We start from the raw sequence: 25,545 nt of genomic DNA, 5'->3' as shown, positions 1-25,545 counted from the left end.
AGAAGCAAGACGGCTGCGAAGTCGCGACACCTCGTGTCCCCTTCGTCTAGCGGTTAGGACTCCGCCCTTTCACGGCGGCAACAGGGGTTCGAATCCCCTAGGGGACGCCACTTGCTGGCTGTGAGTGAAAGACACAACCCACCGATATCTCAAAACTAACTCAGTGAGTTACGTTTGAGATATTTGCTCTTTAAAAATCTGGATCAAGCTGAAAATTGAAACGACATGCTGCGTCTGTTCTCCGTAATAAGAACAGAATGACAGTGTGTTCGAGTCTCTCAAATTTTTGCAGCACGAAGTGTTTTACGAAACATCTTCGGGTTGTGAGGTTAAGCGACTAAGCGTACACGGTGGATGCCCTGGCAGTCAGAGGCGATGAAGGACGTGCTAATCTGCGATAAGCGTCGGTAAGGTGATATGAACCGTTATAACCGACGATTTCCGAATGGGGAAACCCAGTGTGTTCCGACACACTATCGTTAAGTGAATACATAGCTTAACGAAGCGAACCGGGGGAACTGAAACATCTAAGTACCCCGAGGAAAAGAAATCAACCGAGATTCCCCCAGTAGCGGCGAGCGAACGGGGAGGAGCCCAGAGTCTGAATCAGTTTGTGTGTTAGTGGAAGCGTCTGGAAAGTCGCAGGGTACAGGGTGATACTCCCGTACACAAAAACACACAGGCTGTGAACTCGAAGAGTAGGGCGGGACACGTGGTATCCTGTCTGAATATGGGGGGACCATCCTCCAAGGCTAAATACTCCTGACTGACCGATAGTGAACCAGTACCGTGAGGGAAAGGCGAAAAGAACCCCGGCGAGGGGAGTGAAACAGAACCTGAAACCGTGTACGTACAAGCAGTAGGAGCCTCTTTAATGGGGTGACTGCGTACCTTTTGTATAATGGGTCAGCGACTTATATTCTGTAGCAAGGTTAACCGTATAGGGGAGCCGCAGGGAAACCGAGTCTTAACTGGGCGTTAAGTTGCAGGGTATAGACCCGAAACCCGGTGATCTAGCCATGGGCAGGTTGAAGGTTGGGTAACACTAACTGGAGGACCGAACCGACTAATGTTGAAAAATTAGCGGATGACTTGTGGCTGGGGGTGAAAGGCCAATCAAACCGGGAGATAGCTGGTTCTCCCCGAAAGCTATTTAGGTAGCGCCTCGTGAACTCATCTTCGGGGGTAGAGCACTGTTTCGGCTAGGGGGTCATCCCGACTTACCAACCCGATGCAAACTACGAATACCGAAGAATGTTATCACGGGAGACACACGGCGGGTGCTAACGTCCGTCGTGAAGAGGGAAACAACCCAGACCGCCAGCTAAGGTCCCAAAGTCATGGTTAAGTGGGAAACGATGTGGGAAGGCACAGACAGCCAGGATGTTGGCTTAGAAGCAGCCATCATTTAAAGAAAGCGTAATAGCTCACTGGTCGAGTCGGCCTGCGCGGAAGATGTAACGGGGCTAAACCATGCACCGAAGCTGCGGCAGCGACGCTTATGCGTTGTTGGGTAGGGGAGCGTTCTGTAAGCCGTTGAAGGTGGCCTGTGAGGGCTGCTGGAGGTATCAGAAGTGCGAATGCTGACATAAGTAACGATAAAGCGGGTGAAAAGCCCGCTCGCCGGAAGACCAAGGGTTCCTGTCCAACGTTAATCGGGGCAGGGTGAGTCGACCCCTAAGGCGAGGCCGAAAGGCGTAGTCGATGGGAAACAGGTTAATATTCCTGTACTCGGTGTTACTGCGAAGGGGGGACGGAGAAGGCTATGTTAGCCGGGCGACGGTTGTCCCGGTTTAAGCATGTAGGCGGATGTTCCAGGTAAATCCGGAACGTCATTCAACGCTGAGGTGTGATGACGAGGCACTACGGTGCTGAAGTAACAAATGCCCTGCTTCCAGGAAAAGCCTCTAAGCATCAGGTAACATCAAATCGTACCCCAAACCGACACAGGTGGTCAGGTAGAGAATACCAAGGCGCTTGAGAGAACTCGGGTGAAGGAACTAGGCAAAATGGTGCCGTAACTTCGGGAGAAGGCACGCTGATGGTAGGTGAAGTGACTTGCTCACGGAGCTGAACTCAGTCGAAGATACCAGCTGGCTGCAACTGTTTATTAAAAACACAGCACTGTGCAAACACGAAAGTGGACGTATACGGTGTGACGCCTGCCCGGTGCCGGAAGGTTAATTGATGGGGTTATCCGTAAGGAGAAGCTCTTGATCGAAGCCCCGGTAAACGGCGGCCGTAACTATAACGGTCCTAAGGTAGCGAAATTCCTTGTCGGGTAAGTTCCGACCTGCACGAATGGCGTAATGATGGCCAGGCTGTCTCCACCCGAGACTCAGTGAAATTGAACTCGCTGTGAAGATGCAGTGTACCCGCGGCAAGACGGAAAGACCCCGTGAACCTTTACTATAGCTTGACACTGAACACTGGTCCTTGATGTGTAGGATAGGTGGGAGGCTTTGAAGTGTGGACGCCAGTCTGCATGGAGCCAACCTTGAAATACCACCCTTTAATGGCTGGTGTTCTAACGTGGACCCGTGATCCGGGTTGCGGACAGTGTCTGGTGGGTAGTTTGACTGGGGCGGTCTCCTCCTAAAGAGTAACGGAGGAGCACGAAGGTTAGCTAATCCTGGTCGGACATCAGGAGGTTAGTGCAATGGCATAAGCTAGCTTGACTGCGAGCGTGACGGCGCGAGCAGGTGCGAAAGCAGGTCATAGTGATCCGGTGGTTCTGAATGGAAGGGCCATCGCTCAACGGATAAAAGGTACTCCGGGGATAACAGGCTGATACCGCCCAAGAGTTCATATCGACGGCGGTGTTTGGCACCTCGATGTCGGCTCATCACATCCTGGGGCTGAAGTAGGTCCCAAGGGTATGGCTGTTCGCCATTTAAAGTGGTACGCGAGCTGGGTTTAGAACGTCGTGAGACAGTTCGGTCCCTATCTGCCGTGGGCGCTGGAGAATTGAGGGGGGCTGCTCCTAGTACGAGAGGACCGGAGTGGACGCATCACTGGTGTTCGGGTTGTCATGCCAATGGCATTGCCCGGTAGCTAAATGCGGAAGAGATAAGTGCTGAAAGCATCTAAGCACGAAACTTGCCCCGAGATGAGTTCTCCCTGACTCCCTGAGAGTCCTGAAGGAACGTTGAAGACGACGACGTTGATAGGCCGGGTGTGTAAGCGTAGCGATACGTTGAGCTAACCGGTACTAATGAACCGTGAGGCTTAACCTTACAACGCCGAAGATGTTTTGGCGGAATTGAGAGAAGATTTTCAGCGTGATACAGATAACAGAATTTGCCTGGCGGCGACAGCGCGGTGGTCCCACCTGACCCCATGCCGAACTCAGAAGTGAAACGCCGTAGCGCCGATGGTAGTGTGGGGTCTCCCCATGTGAGAGTAGGGAACTGCCAGGCATTAATTTAGTGAAGAGCCCATCCTGACGGATGGGCTTTTTGCGTTTTTGTATACCAAAAAATTTATGCTTGTCAGAATTGCCAGGTCGGCCATAGTAGAGAGTTATCGCTAACGTACTACTGATAATCAGCCAAGCCTTCCCCTGCTATATACGGTAAACTAATGCTGATTTTGTATCAGGAAACCACTATGAACCACTCCCTCAAACCCTGGAATACCTTTGGCATAGACTGCTCGGCCAGAGAGCTTGTACGCGTCGAAAACGAACAACAGCTGGTTGCTGTCTGGCAAAAGGCTGTTACAGCAAAACAACCTGTTTTGATCCTGGGAGAAGGAAGCAATATTCTCTTCCTGGAGGATTATTCTGGTACGGTAATTATCAACCGTATCATGGGTATAGAGGTTAGTGAAACACCTGATGCCTGGCATTTGCATGTTGGGGCGGGGGAGAACTGGCATCGGTTGGTGCAATTCGCGTTGAATAATAAAATGCCTGGTTTGGAAAATCTTGCATTAATCCCTGGCTGTGCCGGATCCTCCCCGATTCAAAACATTGGTGCCTATGGAATTGAATTACAGAGCGTTTGTCAGTATGTCGATTGCGTTGAGTTAGCCACTGGTCAGAAGCGACGCTTTTCAGCCGCTGAGTGCCGCTTTGGCTATCGCGACAGTATTTTCAAGCATGAGTATAAGGACCTCTACGCTATTGTGGCCGTAGGCCTAACTTTGGCAAAAGTATGGCGACCGGTCTTAACTTACGGTGATTTAACCCGCCTTGATCCTGAAAATGTTACGCCGCATCAGGTTTTTGATTCCGTTTGTCACATGCGAATGACTAAGCTTCCTGATCCAAAAGTGATGGGTAATGCGGGCAGTTTCTTTAAGAATCCAGTGATTAGTGCTGAAAATGCGCAAGGTTTACTGGAGCAATATCCAGGCATTCCTCACTACCCGCAGCCTGATGGCAGCATAAAGCTGGCAGCAGGATGGCTCATCGATCAATGTCAGCTTAAAGGCAAGGTAATTGGCGGTGCAGCGGTACACAACCAACAGGCATTAGTATTGATTAATTACGATCGGGCAACCAGTGAAGATGTGGTTAAATTAGCTCACTATGTTCGCCAGCAGGTTGGGGATAAGTTCAATATCTGGCTACAACCGGAAGTGCGTTTTATTAGCAAAACAGGTGAAGTCGATGCGGAGGGGATCATTGTATGAAAGATTATACCGTTCCTCTGACGTTGATATCGATACTGGCCGACGCTGAGTTTCACTCAGGTGAGCAACTTGGCGAGCGCTTAGGAATGAGCCGGGCGGCAATCAATAAACATATTCAAACCTTGCGTGACTGGGGAGTTGATGTATTTACCGTCCCAGGTAAAGGCTACAGCTTGCCGGAACCTATACAGCTATTAGACGAAGAACAGATTTCGAAGCAGATTGAACATGGACGGGTAACCGTGCTACCGGTTATTGACTCTACTAATCAGTATTTACTGGATAGGCTTAGTGAACTGCAGTCTGGTGATGCTTGCGTAGCGGAATATCAACAGGCTGGTCGTGGTCGTAGGGGGCGTAAGTGGTTCTCGCCGTTCGGTTCTAACCTTTACCTTTCAATGTACTGGCGTCTTGAGCAGGGGCCCGCTGCTGCCATTGGTTTGAGTTTGGTCATCGGGATTGTGATTGCCGAGGTACTTCAAAGCCTGGGGGCTGATAAAGTACGGGTGAAATGGCCTAATGATCTCTATTTGCAGGATCGGAAATTGTCAGGGATCTTGGTGGAACTGACGGGTAAAACCGGTGACGCTGCACAGATAGTCAGTGGGGCAGGTATCAATCTTATGATGCGTCGTGTTGAGTCTGATGTTGTTAATCAAGGCTGGATCAGCTTACAGGAAGCAGGAATCTCTATCGAGAGGAATACTCTGGCCGCGCGGTTGATTAAAGAATTGCGGGCTAGTCTGCAGCTTTTTGAACAGGAAGGTTTGGCACCGTATCTAAAACGCTGGGAAAAGTTAGATAACTTTATTAATCGTCCGGTTAAACTTATTATTGGTGATAAAGAAATCTTTGGTATTTCCCGCGGGATTGATGCTCAAGGTGCCTTATTGCTGGAACAGGGTGGAGTAGTAAAACCCTGGATTGGTGGTGAGATATCGTTGCGCAGCGCTGAATGAAAAAGGGAGCTAACGCTCCCTGTCTTATTTTCGTAATCGAACTTGATTGACGGAATGATTTGCGCTTTTAGTCATTATAAGACTAGCTCGCTCACGAGTTGGAAGGATATTTTCCTTTAAATTCAAAAGATTAATCTCATTCCATAACGATGTGGCAATGTTGATAGCTTCATCTTTAGAAAGCTGTGCGTAATTATGGAAATAAGAGTCGGGGTCGGTAAATGCCCCTTCGCGAAATTTCAGAAAACGATTGATATACCATGTTTTGAGCAAGTCTTCTGGCGCATCGACATAAATTGAAAAATCAACAAAATCTGAAACAAATACATGATGTGGATCGTGTGGGTAATCCATTCCACTTTGTAAAACATTTAATCCTTCAAGAATTAAAATATTCGGCTGGGTAACTGTTTTATCCCCATCAGGAATAACATCATAAATTAGATGCGAATAGACTGGAGCAGTGGCGTTTGGAATGCCTGATTTCAGGTCGGAAACGAATTTAACTAAGCGATGCATGTCGTAAGACTGCGGGAAGCCCTTCTTCTTCATCAGGCCGCGTTCTTTCAATACTGCGTTAGGATGTAAAAAACCATCGGTAGTGATCAATTCAACATGGCGATGTTCGGGCCAGCGACTGAGTAAAGCTTGCAGCACGCGCGCAGTAGTACTTTTACCGACAGCCACGCTACCCGCAATACTGATGATATAAGGGATACGTTGACCATTGGTACCGAGGAATTGTTCCAGTACCGCCTGGCGGCGCAAGTTAGAACTGATATAAAAATTGAGCAATCGCGACAGTGGCAAATAAATCTCTGCAACTTCTTCAAGGGAAAGATCTTCATTGATACCTTTTAACCGCGTGATTTCTTCCTCTGCTAGCGTCATCGGAACAGAATCACGAAGTGCAGCCCATTGGTCGCGGTTAAATTGTAGATACGGTGTCATTAACGTTTGCTCTTTTTGGCTCATAAGCATGTTCTTGCAGTCGCCGAATGAAAGAAAGGCGGGAGTGCTTCACACTAGTTAATCAGGACAATGGGCAGGAGGGTAACACCAGATTGCAAGGAATAATAAGAAAAAAACTCATTGAATGATGCTTTCTAACGGTAGCATCACAGAGGCGAATGAGTTGGTGGTGGCACATAAAGTCTTCTACAGGGCTGTCAGTGTTAATTAACTGAGACCACGGGTAGCTCGTAGCGGTAAAGATGTTATATCAAAAGGGGATTTTACATTTTCAGGAGTTGCCTCTAAGCAACTTTGTGCGATGAATGGTGTATTTTTGTGCTTCGCTGTTTGAATTTACACCGTTTTTTCTCGATTAAGCACAAAATGTGAGCGATAGAACGTTTTATGCAATTTTTTAGTTGCATGAACTCTCAGGTCTCCCTAGAATGCGCGCTACTTGATGCCGACTTAGCTCAGTAGGTAGAGCAACTGACTTGTAATCAGTAGGTCACCAGTTCGATTCCGGTAGTCGGCACCATCAAGTGCCTGGTGGGGTTCCCGAGCGGCCAAAGGGAGCAGACTGTAAATCTGCCGTCATCGACTTCGAAGGTTCGAATCCTTCCCCCACCACCATCTTTCGGCAACGCTTTGCGAAGCCAGGGTTGATTGGTTAAACTAGTCAGCTCAAACAGAAAAAGAGACTCATCTCTTTTTTTTGTTATAGAAAGAACTGGGTAGCCGAGTTTCAGGATGCGGGCATCGTATAATGGCTATTACCTCAGCCTTCCAAGCTGATGATGCGGGTTCGATTCCCGCTGCCCGCTCCAGACGTGCTGATATGGCTCAGTTGGTAGAGCGCACCCTTGGTAAGGGTGAGGTCCCCAGTTCGACTCTGGGTATCAGCACCACTTCTTTATCTCTCCTCCCTGTTTCTCTCTATTCTATTGCATTCAACAAGTCGGGCATGTTGCCTGGTTGATGTGGTGATATCACCGATTTATCCGTGTCTTAGAGGGACAATCGATGTCTAAAGAAAAGTTTGAACGTACAAAACCGCACGTTAACGTCGGTACTATCGGCCACGTTGACCATGGTAAAACAACGCTGACCGCTGCAATCACTACCGTACTGGCTAAAACCTACGGCGGTGCTGCTCGCGCATTCGATCAGATCGATAACGCGCCGGAAGAAAAAGCTCGTGGTATCACCATCAACACCTCCCACGTTGAATATGACACCCCGACTCGCCACTACGCACACGTAGACTGCCCGGGCCACGCCGACTATGTTAAAAACATGATCACTGGTGCTGCGCAGATGGATGGCGCGATCCTGGTTGTTGCTGCAACTGACGGCCCGATGCCGCAGACCCGTGAGCACATCCTGCTGGGTCGTCAGGTAGGTGTTCCGTACATCATCGTGTTCCTGAACAAATGCGACATGGTTGATGACGAAGAACTGCTGGAACTGGTAGAAATGGAAGTTCGTGAACTTCTGTCTCAGTACGATTTCCCGGGCGACGACACTCCGATCATCCGTGGTTCTGCTCTGAAAGCACTGGAAGGTGACGCTGAGTGGGAAGCGAAAATCATCGAACTGGCCGGTTTCCTGGATTCTTACATCCCGGAACCAGAGCGTGCGATTGACAAGCCGTTCCTGCTGCCTATCGAAGACGTATTCTCCATCTCCGGTCGTGGTACTGTTGTTACCGGCCGTGTAGAGCGTGGTATTGTTAAGGTTGGCGAAGAAGTTGAAATCGTTGGTATCAAAGAGACTGCGAAGTCTACCTGTACCGGCGTTGAAATGTTCCGCAAACTGCTGGACGAAGGCCGTGCTGGTGAGAACGTAGGTGTTCTGCTGCGTGGTATCAAACGTGAAGAAATCGAACGTGGTCAGGTACTGGCTAAGCCGGGTTCAATCAAGCCGCACACCAAATTCGAATCTGAAGTTTATATTCTGTCCAAAGATGAAGGCGGGCGTCATACTCCGTTCTTCAAAGGCTACCGTCCGCAGTTCTACTTCCGTACAACTGACGTGACTGGCACCATCGAACTGCCGGAAGGTGTAGAGATGGTTATGCCGGGCGACAACATCAAAATGGTTGTTACCCTGATCCACCCGATCGCAATGGACGACGGTCTGCGTTTCGCAATCCGTGAAGGCGGCCGTACCGTTGGCGCGGGCGTTGTTGCTAAAGTTCTCAGCTAATCACTGATAACATTTGACGCAATGCGCAATAAAAGGGCATCATTTGATGCCCTTTTTGCACGCTTTCACACCAGAACCTGGCTCATCAGTGATTTTTTGAGTCATAATCATTGCTGAGACAGGCTCTGAAGAGGGCGTTAAGTCCGAAACGCAACAGAGCATTTCGGTTTGGTCGCCTCGTATTTCATGCGGGGTGAAGATATTTGTCTGAATTCTTGTGACAGGTTGGTTTATGAGTGCGAATACCGAAGCTCAAGGGAGCGGGCGCGGCCTCGAAGCGATGAAGTGGGCGATTGTTGCCGTGCTGCTGATTATGGCTATCGTCGGCAACTTCCTCTATCGTGACATTATGCTGGCAGTGCGTGCGTTGGCCGTAGTGATTCTGATCGCTGCAGCAGGCGGCGTCGCGCTGTTAACGACAAAAGGTAAGGCGACAGTGGCTTTCGCTCGCGAAGCGAGAACTGAAGTCCGCAAGGTGATTTGGCCAACTCGCCAGGAAACGTTGCACACTACGCTGATTGTTGCCGCAGTGACTGCAGTAATGTCACTGATCCTGTGGGGACTGGATGGTATTCTGGTTCGCCTGGTATCCTTTATCACTGGCCTGAGGTTCTGAGATGTCTGAAGCTCCTAAAAAACGTTGGTACGTCGTTCAGGCGTTTTCCGGTTTTGAAGGTCGCGTAGCTACCTCGTTGCGTGAACATATCAAATTACACAATATGGAAGAGTTGTTTGGCGAAGTCATGGTGCCGACGGAAGAAGTGGTCGAGATCCGTGGCGGCCTGCGCCGTAAAAGCGAGCGTAAATTCTTCCCTGGTTATGTACTGGTCCAGATGGTCATGAATGACGCGAGCTGGCACTTGGTGCGTAGCGTGCCTCGAGTGATGGGCTTTATCGGCGGCACCTCTGACCGTCCGGCTCCGATCAGTGATAAAGAAGTGGACGCGATCATGAACCGTCTGCAGCAGGTTGGTGATAAGCCGCGGCCGAAAACGCTATTTGAACCGGGTGAGATGGTACGCGTTAGCGATGGTCCGTTCGCAGACTTTAATGGTGTCGTCGAAGAAGTTGACTATGAGAAATCTCGTCTGAAGGTGTCCGTTTCTATCTTCGGCCGCGCAACTCCGGTTGAACTTGATTTTGCTCAGGTAGAAAAAGCTTAACTGCCGATCAAAAAAACAGCGATTTAATCATTGCGTGAGGCGCGAAATTGGCATACAATTTCGCGCCTTTTGTTTTTATGGGTCATATGCCCATAAAGCGATATTTATCACGGGGAGCCTTTTCTAAAGGCGTTACACCCAAACGAGGAAATTTAAATGGCTAAGAAAGTACAAGCCTATGTCAAGCTGCAGGTTGCAGCTGGTATGGCAAACCCGAGTCCGCCGGTTGGTCCAGCACTGGGTCAGCAGGGTGTGAACATCATGGAATTCTGCAAAGCGTTCAACGCTAAAACCGAATCCCTGGAAAAAGGTCTGCCAATCCCGGTTGTTATCACCGTTTACGCTGACCGTTCTTTTACCTTTGTTACTAAGACTCCGCCGGCTGCTGTTCTCCTGAAGAAAGCTGCAGGCATCAAGTCTGGTTCCGGTAAGCCGAACAAAGATAAAGTAGGTAAAATTTCCCGCGCTCAGCTGCAGGAAATCGCGCAGACCAAAGCTGCCGACATGACTGGTTCCGACATTGAAGCGATGACTCGCTCCATTGAAGGTACTGCACGTTCCATGGGCCTGGTAGTGGAGGACTAAGAAATGGCTAAACTGACCAAGCGCATGTCCGTGATCCGTGACAAAGTTGATGCAACTAAACAGTATGACATCAACGAAGCCATTGCTCTGCTGAAAGAGCTGGCGACCGCTAAGTTTGTAGAAAGCGTTGACGTTGCTGTAAACCTCGGCATCGACGCTCGTAAATCTGACCAGAACGTCCGTGGCGCAACTGTACTGCCGCACGGTACAGGTCGTTCCGTTCGCGTAGCCGTATTTGCCCAGGGTCCGAACGCTGAAGCAGCTAAAGCTGCAGGCGCCGAGCTGGTAGGTATGGAAGATCTGGCTGACCAGATCAAAAAAGGCGAAATGAACTTTGACGTCGTTATTGCTTCCCCGGATGCAATGCGCGTTGTTGGCCAGTTGGGCCAGGTTCTGGGTCCACGTGGCCTGATGCCAAACCCGAAAGTTGGTACCGTAACTCCTAACGTTGCTGAAGCAGTTAAGAACGCTAAAGCAGGCCAGGTTCGTTACCGTAACGACAAAAACGGCATCATCCACACTACCATCGGTAAAGTGGATTTTGACGCTGACAAACTGAAAGAAAACCTGGAGTCTCTGCTGGTTGCGCTGAAAAAAGCAAAACCGACTCAGGCAAAAGGCGTGTACATCAAGAAAGTTAGCCTCTCCACCACCATGGGTGCTGGCGTTGCCGTTGATCAGTCTGGTCTGACTGCGACAGTGGCGAACTAATATTCGCCTTTACGTGGGCGTAGGATTTGTCTACAATTCTACCCCCACGTTTGTTAACGAAAGTTAGCAAATAACAGATTTGTTCGTTGGAGCCTGGCCTATCCAGGCCTCCGTCGAAGACCGCAGGTGTTTCGCAAGAAACTTAATGCCCTGCGTAGACGGTGACAGAACGCTAAGATTATTTTTGGATACTCTGGCTTGTTTCTGCTCACCGTATAAAGACGCTCTTTCGTTGGAAAGAGTGAAGTGAGTTCCAGAGCATAAACTCTGGCAAACATCCAGGAGCAAAGCTAATGGCTTTAAATCTTCAAGACAAACAAGCGATTGTTGCTGAAGTCAGCGAAGTAGCCAAAGGCGCGCTGTCTGCAGTAGTTGCGGATTCCCGTGGCGTTACTGTAGGCAAAATGACTGAACTGCGTAAAGCAGGTCGTGAAGCTGGCGTTTACATGCGTGTTGTTCGTAACACCCTGCTGCGCCGCGTCGTTGAAGGTACTCCGTTCGAGTGCCTGAAAGACACGTTTGTTGGTCCGACCCTGATTGCATACTCTATGGAACACCCGGGCGCAGCTGCTCGTCTGTTCAAAGAGTTCGCGAAAGCGAATGCAAAATTTGAGGTCAAAGCCGCAGCCTTTGAAGGTGAGTTGATCCCGGCATCGCAAATCGATCGCCTGGCAACCCTGCCGACCTACGAAGAAGCAATTGCACGCCTGATGGCAACCATGAAAGAAGCTTCGGCTGGCAAACTGGTTCGCACTCTGGCTGCTGTTCGCGATGCGAAAGAAGCTGCTTAATCGCAGTTGTCTTAGTAAAGCATCTGCTTACGTATAAACTTATTCTGATATTCAGGAACAATTTAAATGTCTATCACTAAAGATCAAATCATTGAAGCAGTATCCGCTATGTCCGTAATGGACGTTGTTGAGCTGATCTCTGCAATGGAAGAAAAATTCGGTGTTTCTGCTGCTGCTGCTGTAGCTGTAGCTGCTGGCCCGGCTGAAGCTGCTGAAGAAAAAACTGAATTCGACGTAATTCTGAAAGGTATCGGCGCTAACAAAGTTGCCGTTATCAAAGCAGTACGTGGCGCAACTGGCCTGGGTCTGAAAGAAGCTAAAGACCTGGTAGAATCTGCTCCGGCCGCTCTGAAAGAAGGCGTGAGCAAAGATGACGCTGAAGCACTGAAAAAATCTCTGGAAGAAGCTGGCGCTGAAGTTGAAGTTAAATAAGCCAACTTTTCCGGTTGCAGCCTGAGTAATCAGGCTGATGGCTGGTGACTTTTTGGTCACCAGCCTTTTTGCGCTGTAAGGCGCCAGTAGCATTTCACACTGTTTGACTACTGGTTGTCCTGACAATGCTTGTTTCTATAGACGACTTAATATACTGCGACAGGTTAGGGCTCCTGAGCTGTGTAAATTGCAATGAAATGGTTTAAGCGTGATAGAAACAGGTATTGCGGAAAGTGTTCCATTTTCCGGTCAACAAAATAGTGTTGCATAAAAAACTGCCTTATGTGGGCAGATGGGTCGACTTGTCAGCGAGCTGAGGAACCCTATGGTTTACTCCTATACCGAGAAAAAACGTATTCGTAAGGATTTTGGTAAACGTCCGCAGGTTCTGGACATACCTTATCTCCTTTCTATCCAGCTTGACTCGTTTCAGAAGTTCATCGAGCAAGATCCTGAAGGACAGTATGGTCTGGAAGCAGCTTTCCGTTCCGTATTTCCGATTAAGAGCTACAGCGGTAATTCTGAGCTGCAATACGTCAGCTACCGTCTGGGCGAACCTGTTTTTGACGTTAAAGAATGTCAGATTCGTGGCGTGACCTATTCGGCACCGCTGCGTGTAAAATTGCGTCTGGTGATCTACGAGCGCGAAGCGCCGGAAGGCACAGTCAAAGACATTAAAGAACAAGAAGTCTACATGGGCGAAATTCCGCTCATGACTGACAACGGCACCTTTGTTATCAACGGTACCGAGCGTGTTATCGTTTCTCAGCTGCACCGTAGCCCAGGCGTCTTCTTTGACTCCGACAAAGGTAAAACCCACTCTTCGGGTAAAGTGCTGTATAACGCGCGTATCATTCCTTACCGTGGTTCCTGGCTGGACTTCGAGTTCGACCCGAAAGACAACCTGTTTGTCCGTATTGACCGCCGTCGTAAGCTGCCAGCAACGATTATTCTGCGTGCGCTGCAGTATACCACTGAGCAGATCCTTGACCTGTTCTTCGACAAAGTGGTCTTTGAAATTCGTGATAACAAGCTGCAGATGGAGCTCATTCCTGAGCGTCTTCGCGGTGAAACAGCTTCTTTTGATATCGAAGCCAACGGCAAGTTGTACGTCGAAAAAGGCCGCCGCATCACTGCACGCCACATTCGCCAGCTGGAAAAAGACGATATCAAACATATCGAAGTTCCGGTTGAGTACATTGCGGGTAAAGTTGCATCTAAAGACTATGTTGACGCATCTACCGGTGAGCTGATCTGCTCTGCGAACATGGAGCTGAGCCTGGATCTACTGGCGAAGCTGAGCCAGTCTGGCCATAAGCGCATTGAAACTCTGTTCACCAACGATCTGGACCACGGTGCGTATATGTCTGAGACTATACGCGTCGACCCAACCAACGATCGTCTGAGCGCACTGGTAGAAATCTACCGCATGATGCGCCCTGGTGAACCGCCGACTCGTGAAGCAGCTGAAAATCTGTTCGAGAACCTGTTCTTCTCCGAAGACCGCTATGATCTGTCAGCGGTTGGTCGTATGAAGTTCAACCGCTCTCTGCTGCGTGATGAAATCGAAGGTTCCGGTATCCTGAGCAAAGAAGACATCATCGAAGTGATGAAAAAGCTCATCGATATCCGTAACGGTAAAGGCGAAGTCGATGATATCGACCACCTCGGTAACCGTCGTATCCGTTCCGTAGGCGAAATGGCGGAAAACCAATTCCGTGTTGGCCTGGTGCGTGTTGAGCGTGCGGTGAAAGAGCGTCTGTCTTTGGGCGATCTGGATACCCTGATGCCTCAGGATATGATCAACGCCAAGCCGATTTCTGCCGCGGTTAAAGAGTTCTTCGGTTCCAGCCAGCTTTCCCAGTTTATGGACCAGAACAACCCGTTGTCTGAGATTACGCACAAACGTCGTATCTCCGCACTCGGCCCTGGCGGTTTGACCCGTGAACGCGCTGGCTTTGAAGTTCGAGACGTACACCCGACTCACTACGGTCGCGTATGTCCTATCGAAACGCCTGAAGGTCCGAACATCGGTCTGATCAACTCCCTGTCCGTGTACGCACAGACTAACGAATACGGCTTCCTTGAGACTCCGTACCGTAAAGTAACCGACGGTGTTGTTACCGACGAAATTCATTACCTGTCTGCTATTGAAGAAGGCAACTACGTTATCGCTCAGGCGAACTCCAACCTGGATGACGAAGGCCACTTTGAAGAAGACCTGGTAACTTGTCGTAGCAAAGGCGAATCCAGCTTGTTCAGCCGCGACCAGGTTGACTACATGGACGTTTCCACCCAACAGGTGGTTTCCGTCGGTGCGTCCCTGATCCCGTTCCTGGAACACGATGACGCCAACCGTGCATTGATGGGTGCGAACATGCAACGTCAGGCGGTTCCGACTCTGCGTGCTGATAAGCCGCTGGTTGGTACCGGTATGGAGCGTGCTGTTGCCGTTGACTCCGGTGTAACTGCGGTTGCTAAACGTGGCGGTCTGGTTCAGTACGTGGATGCCTCCCGTATCGTTATCAAAGTTAACGAAGACGAGATGTACCCGGGTGAAGCAGGTATCGACATCTATAACCTGACCAAATACACCCGTTCTAACCAGAACACCTGTATTAACCAGATGCCGTGCGTGTCTCTGGGTGAGCCAATCGAGCGCGGCGACGTGCTGGCAGATGGCCCGTCTACCGACCTCGGTGAGCTGGCGCTCGGTCAGAACATGCGCGTGGCATTCATGCCATGGAATGGTTACAACTTCGAAGACTCCATCCTCGTCTCCGAGCGTGTTGTTCAGGAAGACCGTTTCACTACCATCCATATTCAGGAACTGGCATGTGTGTCCCGTGACACCAAGCTGGGGCCGGAAGAGATCACTGCTGACATCCCGAACGTGGGTGAGGCTGCGCTCTCCAAACTGGATGAATCCGGTATCGTTTACATTGGTGCAGAAGTTACCGGTGGCGACATTCTGGTTGGTAAGGTCACGCCGAAAGGTGAAACCCAACTGACGCCAGAAGAGAAGCTGCTGCGTGCAATCTTCGGTGAGAAAGCGTCTGATGTTAAAGACTCTTCTCTGCGCGTACCAAACGGTGTTTCCGGTACGATTATCGACGTTCAGGTCTTTACCCGCGATGGCGTAGAAAAAGACAAACGTGCGCTGGAAATCGAAGAGATGCAGCTGAAGCAGGCGAAGAAAGACCTGTCTGAAGAATTGCAGATCCTCGAAGCTGGCCTGTTTGGTCGTATCTACGCGGTGCTGGTTTCCGGTGGTGTTGAAGCTGAGAAGCTCGACAAACTGCCGCGTGACCGCTGGCTGGAACTCGGCCTGACCGACGAAGAGAAACAAAATCAGCTGGAACAGCTGGCTGAGCAGTATGACGAACTGAAACACGAGTTCGAGAAGAAACTCGAAGCGAAGCGCCGCAAAATCACTCAAGGCGACGATCTGGCACCAGGCGTGCTGAAGATTGTTAAAGTGTATCTGGCCGTTAAACGTCAGATTCAGCCTGGTGACAAAATGGCAGGTCGTCACGGTAACAAGGGTGTTATCTCTAAGATCAACCCGATCGAAGATATGCCTTACGATGAAAACGGCACGCCGGTAGACATCGTACTGAACCCGCTGGGCGTACCGTCTCGTATGAACATCGGTCAGATTCTGGAAACCCACTTGGGTATGGCTGCGAAAGGTATTGGCGAGAAAATCAACGCCATGCTGAAACAGCAGCAAGAAGTCGCCAAACTGCGCGAATTCATCCAGCGTGCCTACGATCTGGGTACAGACGTTCGTCAGAAGGTCGATCTGAATACCTTCACTGATGAAGAAGTTCTGCGTCTTGCTGAAAACCTGAAAAAAGGTATGCCGATCGCAACGCCAGTATTCGACGGTGCGAAAGAGTCTGAAATCAAGGAACTGTTACAGCTGGGTGGCCTGCCGACTTCTGGTCAGATCACGTTGTTTGACGGTCGTACCGGTGAGCAGTTCGAGCGCCAGGTAACCGTTGGCTACATGTACATGCTGAAACTGAACCACCTGGTTGATGACAAAATGCATGCGCGTTCTACCGGTTCTTACAGCCTGGTTACTCAGCAGCCGCTGGGTGGTAAGGCGCAGTTCGGTGGTCAGCGCTTCGGGGAGATGGAAGTGTGGGCGCTGGAAGCTTATGGCGCGGCATACACCCTGCAGGAAATGCTCACCGTTAAGTCTGATGACGTGAACGGTCGTACCAAGATGTATAAAAACATCGTGGACGGCAACCATCAGATGGAACCGGGCATGCCGGAATCCTTCAACGTACTGTTGAAAGAGATTCGCTCGCTGGGCATCAACATCGAACTGGAAGACGAGTAACTCTCGCTCAAACAGGTCACTGGTGCCGGGATAATTCCCGGTGCCAGATTGTGCTAACTCCGACGGGAGCAAATCCGTGAAAGATTTATTAAAGTTTCTGAAAGCGCAGACTAAAACCGAAGAGTTTGATGCGATCAAAATTGCTCTGGCCTCGCCAGACATGATCCGTTCATGGTCTTTTGGTGAAGTTAAAAAGCCGGAAACCATTAACTACCGTACGTTCAAGCCTGAGCGTGACGGCCTTTTCTGCGCCCGTATCTTTGGGCCGGTAAAAGACTACGAGTGCCTGTGCGGTAAGTACAAGCGCCTGAAACACCGTGGTGTGATCTGTGAGAAGTGCGGCGTTGAAGTGACCCAGACTAAAGTGCGCCGTGAGCGCATGGGCCACATCGAGCTGGCGTCTCCGACTGCGCACATCTGGTTCCTGAAATCGCTGCCGTCCCGTATCGGCCTGCTGCTCGATATGCCGCTGCGTGATATCGAACGCGTACTGTACTTCGAATCTTATGTCGTTATCGAAGGCGGTATGACCAACCTGGAACGTCAACAGATCCTGACTGAAGAGCAGTATCTGGACGCGCTGGAAGAGTTCGGTGACGAATTCGATGCGAAGATGGGTGCGGAAGCAATCCAGGCCCTGCTGAAAAGCATGGATCTGGAGCAAGAGTGTGAAACTCTGCGCGAAGAGCTGAACGAAACCAACTCCGAAACCAAGCGTAAAAAGCTGACCAAGCGTATCAAACTGCTGGAAGCGTTCGTGCAGTCTGGTAACAAACCAGAGTGGATGATCCTGACCGTTCTGCCGGTTCTGCCGCCAGATCTGCGTCCGCTGGTTCCGCTGGATGGTGGTCGTTTCGCAACTTCAGATCTGAACGATCTGTATCGTCGCGTGATTAACCGTAACAACCGTCTGAAACGTCTGCTGGATCTGGCTGCGCCGGATATCATCGTACGTAACGAAAAACGTATGCTGCAGGAAGCGGTCGACGCCCTGCTGGATAACGGTCGTCGCGGTCGTGCGATCACCGGTTCTAACAAACGTCCTCTGAAATCTTTGGCCGACATGATCAAAGGTAAGCAGGGTCGTTTCCGTCAGAACCTGCTCGGTAAGCGTGTTGACTACTCCGGTCGTTCTGTTATCACCGTAGGTCCATACCTGCGTCTGCATCAGTGCGGCCTGCCGAAGAAAATGGCACTGGAGCTGTTCAAACCATTCATTTACGGCAAGCTGGAGCTGCGTGGCCTGGCCACCACCATCAAAGCCGCTAAGAAAATGGTTGAGCGTGAAGAAGCTGTCGTTTGGGATATCCTGGATGAAGTTATCCGCGAACACCCGGTACTGCTGAACCGCGCACCAACACTGCACCGTTTGGGTATCCAGGCCTTTGAACCGGTACTGATCGAAGGTAAAGCTATTCAGCTGCACCCGCTGGTTTGTGCGGCATATAACGCCGACTTCGATGGTGACCAGATGGCTGTTCACGTACCGCTGACGCTGGAAGCCCAGTTGGAAGCGCGTGCGTTGATGATGTCTACCAACAACATCCTGTCCCCAGCGAACGGTGAACCTATCATCGTTCCTTCTCAGGACGTTGTATTGGGTCTGTACTACATGACCCGTGACTGTGTTAACGCCAAAGGCGAAGGCATGGTGCTGACTGGCCCGAAAGAAGCTGAGCGTATTTATCGTGCTGGCCTGGCCTCTCTGCATGCGCGCGTTAAAGTGCGTATCACCGAGTACGAAAAAGATGAAAGCGGCGAATTCGTTGCGAAAACCAGCTTGAAAGACACGACCGTTGGCCGTGCCATTCTGTGGATGATCGTACCTAAAGGTCTGCCGTTCACCATCGTGAACCAGGCGCTGGGTAAAAAAGCGATCTCTAAGATGCTGAACACCTGTTACCGTATTCTGGGCCTGAAACCAACCGTTATTTTTGCGGACCAGACGATGTACACCGGCTTTGCTTATGCAGCGCGTTCAGGTGCATCCGTTGGTATCGATGACATGGTCATCCCGGAGAAAAAATACGAGATCATCAGCGAAGCGGAAGCTGAAGTTGCTGAGATTCAGGAACAGTTCCAGTCTGGTCTGGTAACTGCGGGCGAACGCTATAACAAAGTTATCGATATCTGGGCTGCGGCGAACGATCGTGTATCTAAAGCGATGATGGATAACCTGCAAACTGAAACCGTGATTAACCGTGACGGCGAAGAAGAGCAGCAGGTTTCCTTCAACAGCATCTACATGATGGCCGACTCCGGTGCGCGTGGTTCTGCTGCACAGATTCGTCAGCTTGCTGGTATGCGTGGTCTGATGGCGAAGCCAGATGGCTCCATCATCGAAACGCCAATCACCGCGAACTTCCGTGAAGGTCTGAACGTACTTCAGTACTTCATCTCCACGCACGGTGCGCGTAAAGGTCTGGCGGATACCGCACTGAAAACAGCGAACTCCGGTTACCTGACTCGTCGTCTGGTTGACGTTGCCCAGGACCTGGTTGTCACTGAAGACGACTGTGGTACCCTGGAAGGCATCACTATGACCCCGGTTATCGAGGGTGGCGATGTTAAAGAGCCGCTGCGCGATCGCGTACTGGGTCGTGTGACTGCTGAAGACGTTCTGAAGCCGGGCACCGCGGACATTCTGGTTCCACGCAATACACTGCTGCACGAGCACTGGTGTGACCTGCTGGAAGAGAACTCCGTTGACTCCGTCAAAGTGCGTTCCGTTGTATCCTGTGACACCGACTTTGGTGTATGTGCGCACTGCTACGGTCGTGACCTGGCGCGTGGCCACATCATCAACAAAGGTGAAGCCATCGGCGTTATCGCGGCACAGTCCATCGGTGAGCCGGGTACACAGCTGACGATGCGTACGTTCCACATCGGTGGTGCGGCATCTCGTGCGGCTGCTGAATCCAGCATCCAGGTGAAAAACAAAGGTAGCATCCGTCTGAGCAATGCGAAGTCGGTTGTGAACTCTGCCGGTAAGCTGGTAGTGACCTCTCGTAACACCGAGCTGAAGCTGATCGACGAATTCGGTCGTACCAAAGAGAGCTATAAAGTTCCTTACGGTGCGGTGATGGGCAAAGGTGATGGTGAGCAGGTTGCTGGCGGGGAAACCGTAGCGAACTGGGATCCGCATACCATGCCGGTAATCACAGAAGTAAGTGGTTTCATCCGCTTTACTGACATGATTGACGGCCAGACCATTACTCGTCAGACCGACGAGTTGACCGGTCTGTCTTCGCTGGTGGTTCTGGATTCTGCAGAGCGTACAGCGGGTGGTAAAGACCTGCGTCCGGCCCTGAAAATCGTTGATGCTAACGGTAACGACGTTCTGATCCCTGGCACCGATATGTCTGCGCAGTACTTCCTGCCAGGTAAAGCGATCGTCCAGTTGGAAGATGGCATCCAGATCAGTGCTGGTGACGCTTTGGCGCGTATTCCTCAGGAATCCAGCGGTACCAAGGATATCACCGGTGGTCTGCCGCGCGTTGCGGATCTGTTCGAAGCACGTCGTCCGAAAGAGCCAGCAATCCTGGCGGAAATCAGCGGCATCATTTCCTTCGGTAAAGAAACCAAAGGGAAGCGTCGTCTGGTTATCACTCCGTTAGACGGTAGCGATCCGTACGAAGAGATGATTCCGAAATGGCGTCAGCTCAACGTGTTCGAAGGTGAACGTGTAGAACGTGGTGACGTGGTTTCCGACGGTCCGGAAGCACCGCACGACATCCTGCGTCTTCGTGGCGTACACGCGGTAACGCGTTATATCACCAACGAAGTACAGGACGTATATCGTCTGCAAGGCGTTAAGATTAACGATAAACACATTGAAGTTATCGTCCGTCAGATGCTGCGTAAAGCGACCATCGAAAGTGCTGGTAGCTCCGACTTCCTGGAAGGCGAGCAGGTTGAATACTCCCGCGTCAAGATTGCTAACCGCGATCTGGAAGCGAATGGCAAAGTTGCGGCAACATACTCCCGCGACCTGCTGGGTATCACCAAAGCGTCTCTGGCAACCGAATCGTTCATTTCTGCCGCATCGTTCCAGGAGACTACACGTGTCCTGACCGAAGCAGCTGTTGCGGGTAAACGCGACGAACTGCGTGGCCTGAAAGAGAACGTTATCGTGGGTCGTCTGATCCCGGCCGGTACTGGTTATGCTTACCACCAGGATCGTATGCGCCGTCGCGCAGCAGGCGAACAGCCAGCTGTACCGCAGGTGAGTGTTGAAGAAGCTTCAGCTAACCTGGCAGAACTGCTGAACGCAGGTCTGGGCGGTTCTGACAACGATTAATCGTTGATTCACTAAGTGCTTAAAAAGCCAGTCGGGTTTCCTGACTGGCTTTTTTTATTGTCATTTCTGAACATGGACTATCTTCTCAGAGGGCTGTCATTTAGCGCCTGCCAACCGATCGACATTCTTTATCACATCCATTTTAATTTACATTTTATTAACGTAAGTACTCCAATTAACCATCAATTAAAAATCGATATAAATTATAGGTTTCAATTTATTAATTACACCATCAATTGATTGGCGGAAATTCTACACGTATCAAAAAATAAGCGCCGCAAACTCTATATAGTCAAAAAACTCAAATAATCATGTGATTACTTTCCCTGTTTTTTTCGGTTTACCACAACTGAGGGAATTGTTTCGCCTGTCGAAAAGGCAATAGAGGAGGTGAGCAAATAAAAACCAAAGCGGGAGCATTGTCGTCATTTAATGGATAGTTTCTGGGGGATGCATGGAATTTGCTATACAGCTCATCATTATCTTAATTTGTCTGTTCTATGGCGCGAAAAAGGGCGGAATTGCGCTCGGTCTTTTAGGCGGCATTGGGCTAGTTATCTTAGTCTTTGTTTTTCATCTTCAGCCGGGAAAACCGCCCGTCGATGTCATGCTGGTAATTATCGCGGTGGTCGCCGCTTCGGCGACATTACAGGCCTCCGGCGGTTTAGATGTCATGTTGCAGATTGCCGAGAAACTCCTGCGGCGCAACCCGAAGTACGTCTCGATCGTCGCGCCATTTGTCACCTGTACGCTGACGATTCTTTGCGGCACTGGTCACGTCGTTTATACGATTCTGCCGATTATATATGACGTTGCCATTAAGAATAATATCCGTCCGGAACGGCCTATGGCGGCAAGTTCTATCGGTGCGCAGATGGGAATTATCGCCAGCCCGGTTTCCGTTGCGGTTGTCTCACTAGTTGCCATGCTTGGTAATTTCACGTTTAACGGTAAGCATCTTGAATTCCTCGATCTCCTGGCTATTACTATCCCATCCACGCTATTAGGTATTCTGGCTATCGGTATTTTTAGCTGGTTTCGTGGTAAGGACCTGGATAAGGATGAAAAATTTCAGGACTTCATCTCGACACCGGAAAATCGCCATTATGTTTACGGCGATACGGCCACGCTACTGGATAAGAAGCTGCCGACCAGCAACTGGATTGCGATGTGGATTTTTCTCGCATCGATTGCAGTGGTTGCCTTACTCGGTGCCTTTTCTGAACTGCGCCCGGCGTTCGACGGTAAGCCGCTGTCGATGGTTCTGGTGATCCAGATGTTTATGCTGCTCTCCGGAGCGCTCATCATTATCATTACCAAAACTAATCCGGCATCGATTTCCAAAAATGAGGTTTTCCGTTCGGGGATGATCGCCATCGTTGCGGTGTATGGTATCGCGTGGATGGCGGAGACCATGTTCGGCGCGCACATGACCGAAATTAAAGGCGTGTTGGGGGAGATGGTCAAAGAGTATCCGTGGGCCTACGCTATCGTGCTGCTGATGGTGTCGAAGTTTGTTAACTCCCAGGCGGCTGCGCTGGCGGCGATTGTCCCGGTAGCGTTGGCGATTGGCGTCGATCCTGCCTATATTGTGGCTTCCGCGCCTGCCTGCTATGGCTATTATATTCTGCCGACCTACCCAAGCGATCTGGCGGCGATTCAGTTCGATCGTTCAGGTACCACGCATATCGGCCGCTTTGTGATTAACCATAGTTTTATCCTGCCAGGATTAATTGGCGTCAGCGTCTCTTGCGTCTTTGGCTGGGTATTTGCGGCGATGTACGGCTTTCTTTAAGAGGAGACAGGCGCCGATAGCGGCGCCTGTTAAATGGTCGAGGTTATTGTGCGAGCGGAATACGGCGATAGAGTTCAATCATATCGGTCGCCAGATCCTGAATGACCATCGCGTTCATCAGGTGATCCTGCGAGTGAACGGTAATCAGGTTGACCGGAAGCTTGCCGGTACCCTCGTCCAGACCGATGAGCTGAGTCTGGATTTTATGTGCATGCTTAACGAATTCGTGGGATTCAGCCATGGCCTGCTCGGCGGCGGCGAAATCACCTTTACGCGCCAGCTGCAGAGCGGTTAAGGCTGAACTACGTGCTGAGCCGGCGTTAACCAACAGCTCCATAATGATCGTTTCTAAATCTTCCATCTCTTACTCCATCAACTTCAGGGCTTTATCAAGCACGGCATCGCCTTTCATCATGCCGTAATCCATCATATCGATAACGGCGACTTTTTTACCGAACGGATCGGCCTGCGCCTGTAGTTTCGCCTGCTCATACTTCACTTGTGGTCCGAGCAGGATAATATCGGCAGCCGCGAGGTTATCTTTAAACTCGGCGACCGGTACGGCTTTGATGGAGACTTCGATACCTTTCTGTTGCGCAGCCGCCTGCATGCGTTGAACCAGCATGCTGGTGGACATACCCGCAGCACAGCATAAAACGATATTCTTCATAGTTCGTGGCCCTTGTGTTCCTTGATATACCATCTTTATCGCGGGCAAGAGGGCGGAACAACTGCTTTACGATGATTGTGTGTAAGTCATCACAAAATAATGAAACCGGTTTCTTTCTTGTGGCTGAAAATATCAATAAAGCCCAGCGAAGTGGGCTTGTAGAACCTGATTATCTCAAGTGCGAATGATACGATTCTTTCCTTGCTGTTTGGCTTTGTAAAGTGCCTCATCGACGCTCACTACCAATTGCTCTAGTGGTTCCATATTCCATTCGCCTAAGCCCGCGCTGAACGTTACCGTCAATCCCTCTTCACGCCAGGAGCGCTGCGCGACGTTGGCTCGCCAGTTTTCCAACAACATCAGGGCGTTATCGATATGCTCAGCGGCAAATATTACCGCAAATTCTTCGCCACCGTAGCGATAGAGTGAAACGTGCAAAGGTTGCAAAACCTGCAAACCCTCACGGGCCACGTTACGCAGGACGATATCGCCATTGAGATGGCCCCAGGTATCATTTATCGATTTAAAGTTATCAATATCAACCAGCGCGAGGGCGAAAGGCTGATGATCGTTCATCAGCGCGGCAATATCGTTGTCGAAGGCCCGGCGGTTTTTGCAGCCAGTTAGCGCGTCGATGGTTGCCTGACGAACGTAGGTCAGTTCGCGCTGCTTATTGCTCTCAATGGCCTTGCTGAGCATGGCCTCAAGGCGCGGCGCGCGCTTAACGTCCCCGGTCTTAATTGCATTGATGATGTTCATCAGTACGGTGCGTGAAGCATGGCGTAGGTATAGCCCAAACAGAACAATGACAATGGCGGCAAGGGCAAAACCCCAGGAAACAATGTTGGTTTCGTGGCGCGTTAAGTTGATTAGCGTCGAATTGGCGACGCGGTAGATAATGAACCAGTCAGGATTGGTAAAAGAGTAGTAATAGTACCAGACGTTTTTATCTGTATCATAAAGCTGACCCTCCCCACTAGTCATACTGTCCATCAAGGTGCTGCTAACATAGGGTTTAAACAGAGCGCCAGGATCGGGATGAAGAACGACTTTACCATCGCGTTGCACGACAAAAAATTCGCCCTGAACAGGTGCAACCATTTGTCGTAACGCGTAACTCATTGATGTCAGGTCGAGATGGAAAGCGAGGCTCCCTTTGAGTCGCCCTTCTGGGGAGATAATTGGTTTATAGAGAGTAATGGTTGGATGATGCGTGAAATAGTCGAGATAGGGACTGGTATAGAGGCTGACAGTGCTGGCTTCTGCCTGTTTGATAAACCACGGCCGCGATTTGGCATCAAAGGTCCGACTATCTTCGGTCTCAAGCACCTCGGGCACGCGTAGATAGTGCCCGTCTGTATCTGCCAGTGAGATTGAGGAAACTGTCTGCATCATGTTTTGCAACTGCATTAACAGCATTAAACCTTTTTCAGGGTTGATGTTAACGGCATTGTTTAATTCATCATTACGCGCAAAGAAAGTGGCTGCGCGAGCGAGGATAAAATCATTTCCCCGGAGCAGCGTTTCCGTGTAATTCGTCGCCATGTTATGAGTGAAGTTGCGGTTTGTGTGATGATAACCCTCAATAAAATCGTTGCGCTGAGTCTGAGTGACAAACACCGCGATCAGCAAGAAGCTGAGTAAAATACCCGCAAACCCGATCAAAATCGGCGTGGTGAAAGAGAGTTTTCTGTTATGACGAGCCATGAGTCGTAAATCGTTCCAGAAGAGATAAACCGTGGGTTTAAACGCAGGTTTAGCCAGCATGCCTGCTGAGCGAATCAGATAAAACTCCGTTAATTATAACTCTCGCTTTGTAAGATGGATTTATTTATATGCGATAACAATGTGAGAGTGGAGCAGGGCGAAAATGAGGAAGAGCTATCATTCGCCCTGGACAGCATCCACTGCTGACGAAGACAGGGTAGAGAAACGGAAATCTGACAACAATCTCCCGTTTCTCTTCTTACGAGCATGCACGAAGA

General features: G+C 50.3%; 16 protein-coding genes, 5 tRNA genes and 2 rRNA genes. 19 read left to right on the top strand and 4 right to left on the bottom strand.

Going from position 1 to position 25,545, the window contains the following annotated elements:
- Positions 1-35: 35 nt before the first annotated feature.
- From HV213_RS27980 to birA, 5 genes are all read left to right on the top strand, one after another.
- Positions 36-110, top strand: a tRNA-Glu gene (locus tag HV213_RS27980).
- 217 nt (positions 111-327) lie between these two features.
- Positions 328-3,236, top strand: a 23S ribosomal RNA gene (locus HV213_RS27975).
- A gap of 67 nt (positions 3,237-3,303) precedes the next feature.
- Positions 3,304-3,419 (top strand): 5S ribosomal RNA (gene rrf / locus HV213_RS27970).
- Positions 3,420-3,609: 190 nt separating this feature from the next.
- Positions 3,610-4,638: a UDP-N-acetylmuramate dehydrogenase gene (gene murB, locus HV213_RS27965; RefSeq protein WP_181484086.1), complete on the top strand. Its 1,029-nt coding sequence runs from the start codon at positions 3,610-3,612 to the stop codon at positions 4,636-4,638.
- The gene (birA, locus tag HV213_RS27960) at positions 4,635-5,597 is read left to right on the top strand and encodes a bifunctional biotin--[acetyl-CoA-carboxylase] ligase/biotin operon repressor BirA (protein WP_181484085.1); all 963 of its coding nucleotides are present in this window, start codon (positions 4,635-4,637) and stop codon (positions 5,595-5,597) included. The genes murB and birA overlap by 4 nt, the downstream gene beginning before the upstream one ends.
- Positions 5,598-5,621: 24 nt before the next feature.
- On the opposite strand, the gene coaA is transcribed toward birA, so the two are convergent.
- Positions 5,622-6,572, bottom strand: coding sequence for a type I pantothenate kinase (gene coaA / locus HV213_RS27955; protein ID WP_207106311.1), 951 nt, complete (start codon positions 6,570-6,572; stop codon positions 5,622-5,624).
- A gap of 441 nt (positions 6,573-7,013) precedes the next feature.
- Here coaA and HV213_RS27950 point away from each other — a divergent pair.
- The 14 genes from HV213_RS27950 (at position 7,014) to dcuB (ending at position 22,890) form a co-directional block, all read left to right on the top strand.
- A tRNA-Thr gene (locus HV213_RS27950) sits at positions 7,014-7,089 on the top strand.
- Positions 7,090-7,099: 10 nt separating this feature from the next.
- Positions 7,100-7,184: transfer RNA gene (locus tag HV213_RS27945), tRNA-Tyr, on the top strand.
- Positions 7,185-7,303: 119 nt separating this feature from the next.
- Positions 7,304-7,378: transfer RNA gene (locus HV213_RS27940), tRNA-Gly, on the top strand.
- 5 nt (positions 7,379-7,383) lie between these two features.
- Positions 7,384-7,459: transfer RNA gene (locus HV213_RS27935), tRNA-Thr, on the top strand.
- Positions 7,460-7,574: 115 nt separating this feature from the next.
- Complete coding sequence (tuf, locus tag HV213_RS27930; RefSeq protein WP_181484083.1) at positions 7,575-8,759, top strand: elongation factor Tu; 1,185 nt, start codon at positions 7,575-7,577, stop codon at positions 8,757-8,759.
- Positions 8,760-8,991: 232 nt separating this feature from the next.
- Positions 8,992-9,375, top strand: a complete 384-nt coding sequence (gene secE, locus HV213_RS27925; RefSeq protein ID WP_110277335.1) for a preprotein translocase subunit SecE — start codon at positions 8,992-8,994, stop codon at positions 9,373-9,375.
- A 1-nt stretch (position 9,376) separates the two neighbouring features.
- Entirely contained in the window at positions 9,377-9,922 is a 546-nt protein-coding gene (gene nusG / locus HV213_RS27920; RefSeq protein WP_041143537.1) for a transcription termination/antitermination protein NusG, read from the top strand.
- Positions 9,923-10,078: 156 nt separating this feature from the next.
- Entirely contained in the window at positions 10,079-10,507 is a 429-nt protein-coding gene (gene rplK / locus HV213_RS27915; protein ID WP_004097640.1) for a 50S ribosomal protein L11, read from the top strand.
- Between the two features lie 3 nt (positions 10,508-10,510).
- Positions 10,511-11,218 carry a 50S ribosomal protein L1 gene (gene rplA, locus HV213_RS27910; RefSeq protein WP_110277336.1) on the top strand — a complete coding sequence of 236 codons (708 nt, stop codon included), beginning with the start codon at positions 10,511-10,513 and terminating at the stop codon, positions 11,216-11,218.
- A 293-nt stretch (positions 11,219-11,511) separates the two neighbouring features.
- Positions 11,512-12,009, top strand: coding sequence for a 50S ribosomal protein L10 (gene rplJ, locus HV213_RS27905; protein ID WP_110277337.1), 498 nt, complete (start codon positions 11,512-11,514; stop codon positions 12,007-12,009).
- A 66-nt stretch (positions 12,010-12,075) separates the two neighbouring features.
- Entirely contained in the window at positions 12,076-12,441 is a 366-nt protein-coding gene (gene rplL / locus HV213_RS27900) for a 50S ribosomal protein L7/L12 (protein ID WP_049842133.1), read from the top strand.
- 325 nt (positions 12,442-12,766) lie between these two features.
- Positions 12,767-16,795 carry a DNA-directed RNA polymerase subunit beta gene (rpoB, locus tag HV213_RS27895; RefSeq protein ID WP_181484082.1) on the top strand — a complete coding sequence of 1,343 codons (4,029 nt, stop codon included), beginning with the start codon at positions 12,767-12,769 and terminating at the stop codon, positions 16,793-16,795.
- Between the two features lie 76 nt (positions 16,796-16,871).
- Positions 16,872-21,095, top strand: coding sequence for a DNA-directed RNA polymerase subunit beta' (gene rpoC / locus HV213_RS27890; RefSeq protein ID WP_112217118.1), 4,224 nt, complete (start codon positions 16,872-16,874; stop codon positions 21,093-21,095).
- 454 nt (positions 21,096-21,549) lie between these two features.
- Complete coding sequence (gene dcuB / locus HV213_RS27885) at positions 21,550-22,890, top strand: anaerobic C4-dicarboxylate transporter DcuB (protein ID WP_110277340.1); 1,341 nt, start codon at positions 21,550-21,552, stop codon at positions 22,888-22,890.
- A gap of 43 nt (positions 22,891-22,933) precedes the next feature.
- Here dcuB and HV213_RS27880 read toward each other — a convergent pair whose 3' ends face one another.
- From HV213_RS27880 to HV213_RS27870, 3 genes are all read right to left on the bottom strand, one after another.
- Positions 22,934-23,251, bottom strand: coding sequence for a PTS lactose/cellobiose transporter subunit IIA (locus tag HV213_RS27880; RefSeq protein ID WP_110277341.1), 318 nt, complete (start codon positions 23,249-23,251; stop codon positions 22,934-22,936).
- Positions 23,252-23,254: 3 nt separating this feature from the next.
- A complete protein-coding gene (locus HV213_RS27875) occupies positions 23,255-23,515 on the bottom strand; it encodes a PTS sugar transporter subunit IIB (RefSeq protein ID WP_249415956.1) in 261 nt (86 codons plus the stop codon).
- Between the two features lie 219 nt (positions 23,516-23,734).
- Entirely contained in the window at positions 23,735-25,267 is a 1,533-nt protein-coding gene (locus HV213_RS27870; RefSeq protein ID WP_181484081.1) for a sensor domain-containing diguanylate cyclase, read from the bottom strand.
- Positions 25,268-25,545 lie beyond the last annotated feature (278 nt).

Source organism: Klebsiella sp. RHBSTW-00484 (assembly GCF_013705725.1).
In the GTDB taxonomy this organism is placed as follows: Bacteria; Pseudomonadota; Gammaproteobacteria; order Enterobacterales; family Enterobacteriaceae; genus Klebsiella.
The sequence above is the reverse complement of the archived record's forward strand: the minus strand, read 5'-3'. Positions and strand labels throughout refer to the sequence as shown.

Excerpts from the sequence above, each read along its gene's own strand:
- murB (WP_181484086.1), top strand. The coding sequence starts at position 3,610 with ATGAACCACTCCCTCAAACCCTGGAATACCTTTGGCATAGACTGCTCG.
- birA (WP_181484085.1), top strand. The coding sequence starts at position 4,635 with ATGAAAGATTATACCGTTCCTCTGACGTTGATATCGATACTGGCCGAC.
- coaA (WP_207106311.1), bottom strand. The coding sequence starts at position 6,572 with ATGAGCCAAAAAGAGCAAACGTTAATGACACCGTATCTACAATTTAAC.
- tuf (WP_181484083.1), top strand. The coding sequence starts at position 7,575 with ATGTCTAAAGAAAAGTTTGAACGTACAAAACCGCACGTTAACGTCGGT.
- secE (WP_110277335.1), top strand. The coding sequence starts at position 8,992 with ATGAGTGCGAATACCGAAGCTCAAGGGAGCGGGCGCGGCCTCGAAGCG.
- nusG (WP_041143537.1), top strand. The coding sequence starts at position 9,377 with ATGTCTGAAGCTCCTAAAAAACGTTGGTACGTCGTTCAGGCGTTTTCC.
- rplK (WP_004097640.1), top strand. The coding sequence starts at position 10,079 with ATGGCTAAGAAAGTACAAGCCTATGTCAAGCTGCAGGTTGCAGCTGGT.
- rplA (WP_110277336.1), top strand. The coding sequence starts at position 10,511 with ATGGCTAAACTGACCAAGCGCATGTCCGTGATCCGTGACAAAGTTGAT.
- rplJ (WP_110277337.1), top strand. The coding sequence starts at position 11,512 with ATGGCTTTAAATCTTCAAGACAAACAAGCGATTGTTGCTGAAGTCAGC.
- rplL (WP_049842133.1), top strand. The coding sequence starts at position 12,076 with ATGTCTATCACTAAAGATCAAATCATTGAAGCAGTATCCGCTATGTCC.
- rpoB (WP_181484082.1), top strand. The coding sequence starts at position 12,767 with ATGGTTTACTCCTATACCGAGAAAAAACGTATTCGTAAGGATTTTGGT.
- dcuB (WP_110277340.1), top strand. The coding sequence starts at position 21,550 with ATGGAATTTGCTATACAGCTCATCATTATCTTAATTTGTCTGTTCTAT.
- HV213_RS27880 (WP_110277341.1), bottom strand. The coding sequence starts at position 23,251 with ATGGAAGATTTAGAAACGATCATTATGGAGCTGTTGGTTAACGCCGGC.
- HV213_RS27875 (WP_249415956.1), bottom strand. The coding sequence starts at position 23,515 with ATGCTGGTTCAACGCATGCAGGCGGCTGCGCAACAGAAAGGTATCGAA.
- HV213_RS27870 (WP_181484081.1), bottom strand. The coding sequence starts at position 25,267 with ATGGCTCGTCATAACAGAAAACTCTCTTTCACCACGCCGATTTTGATC.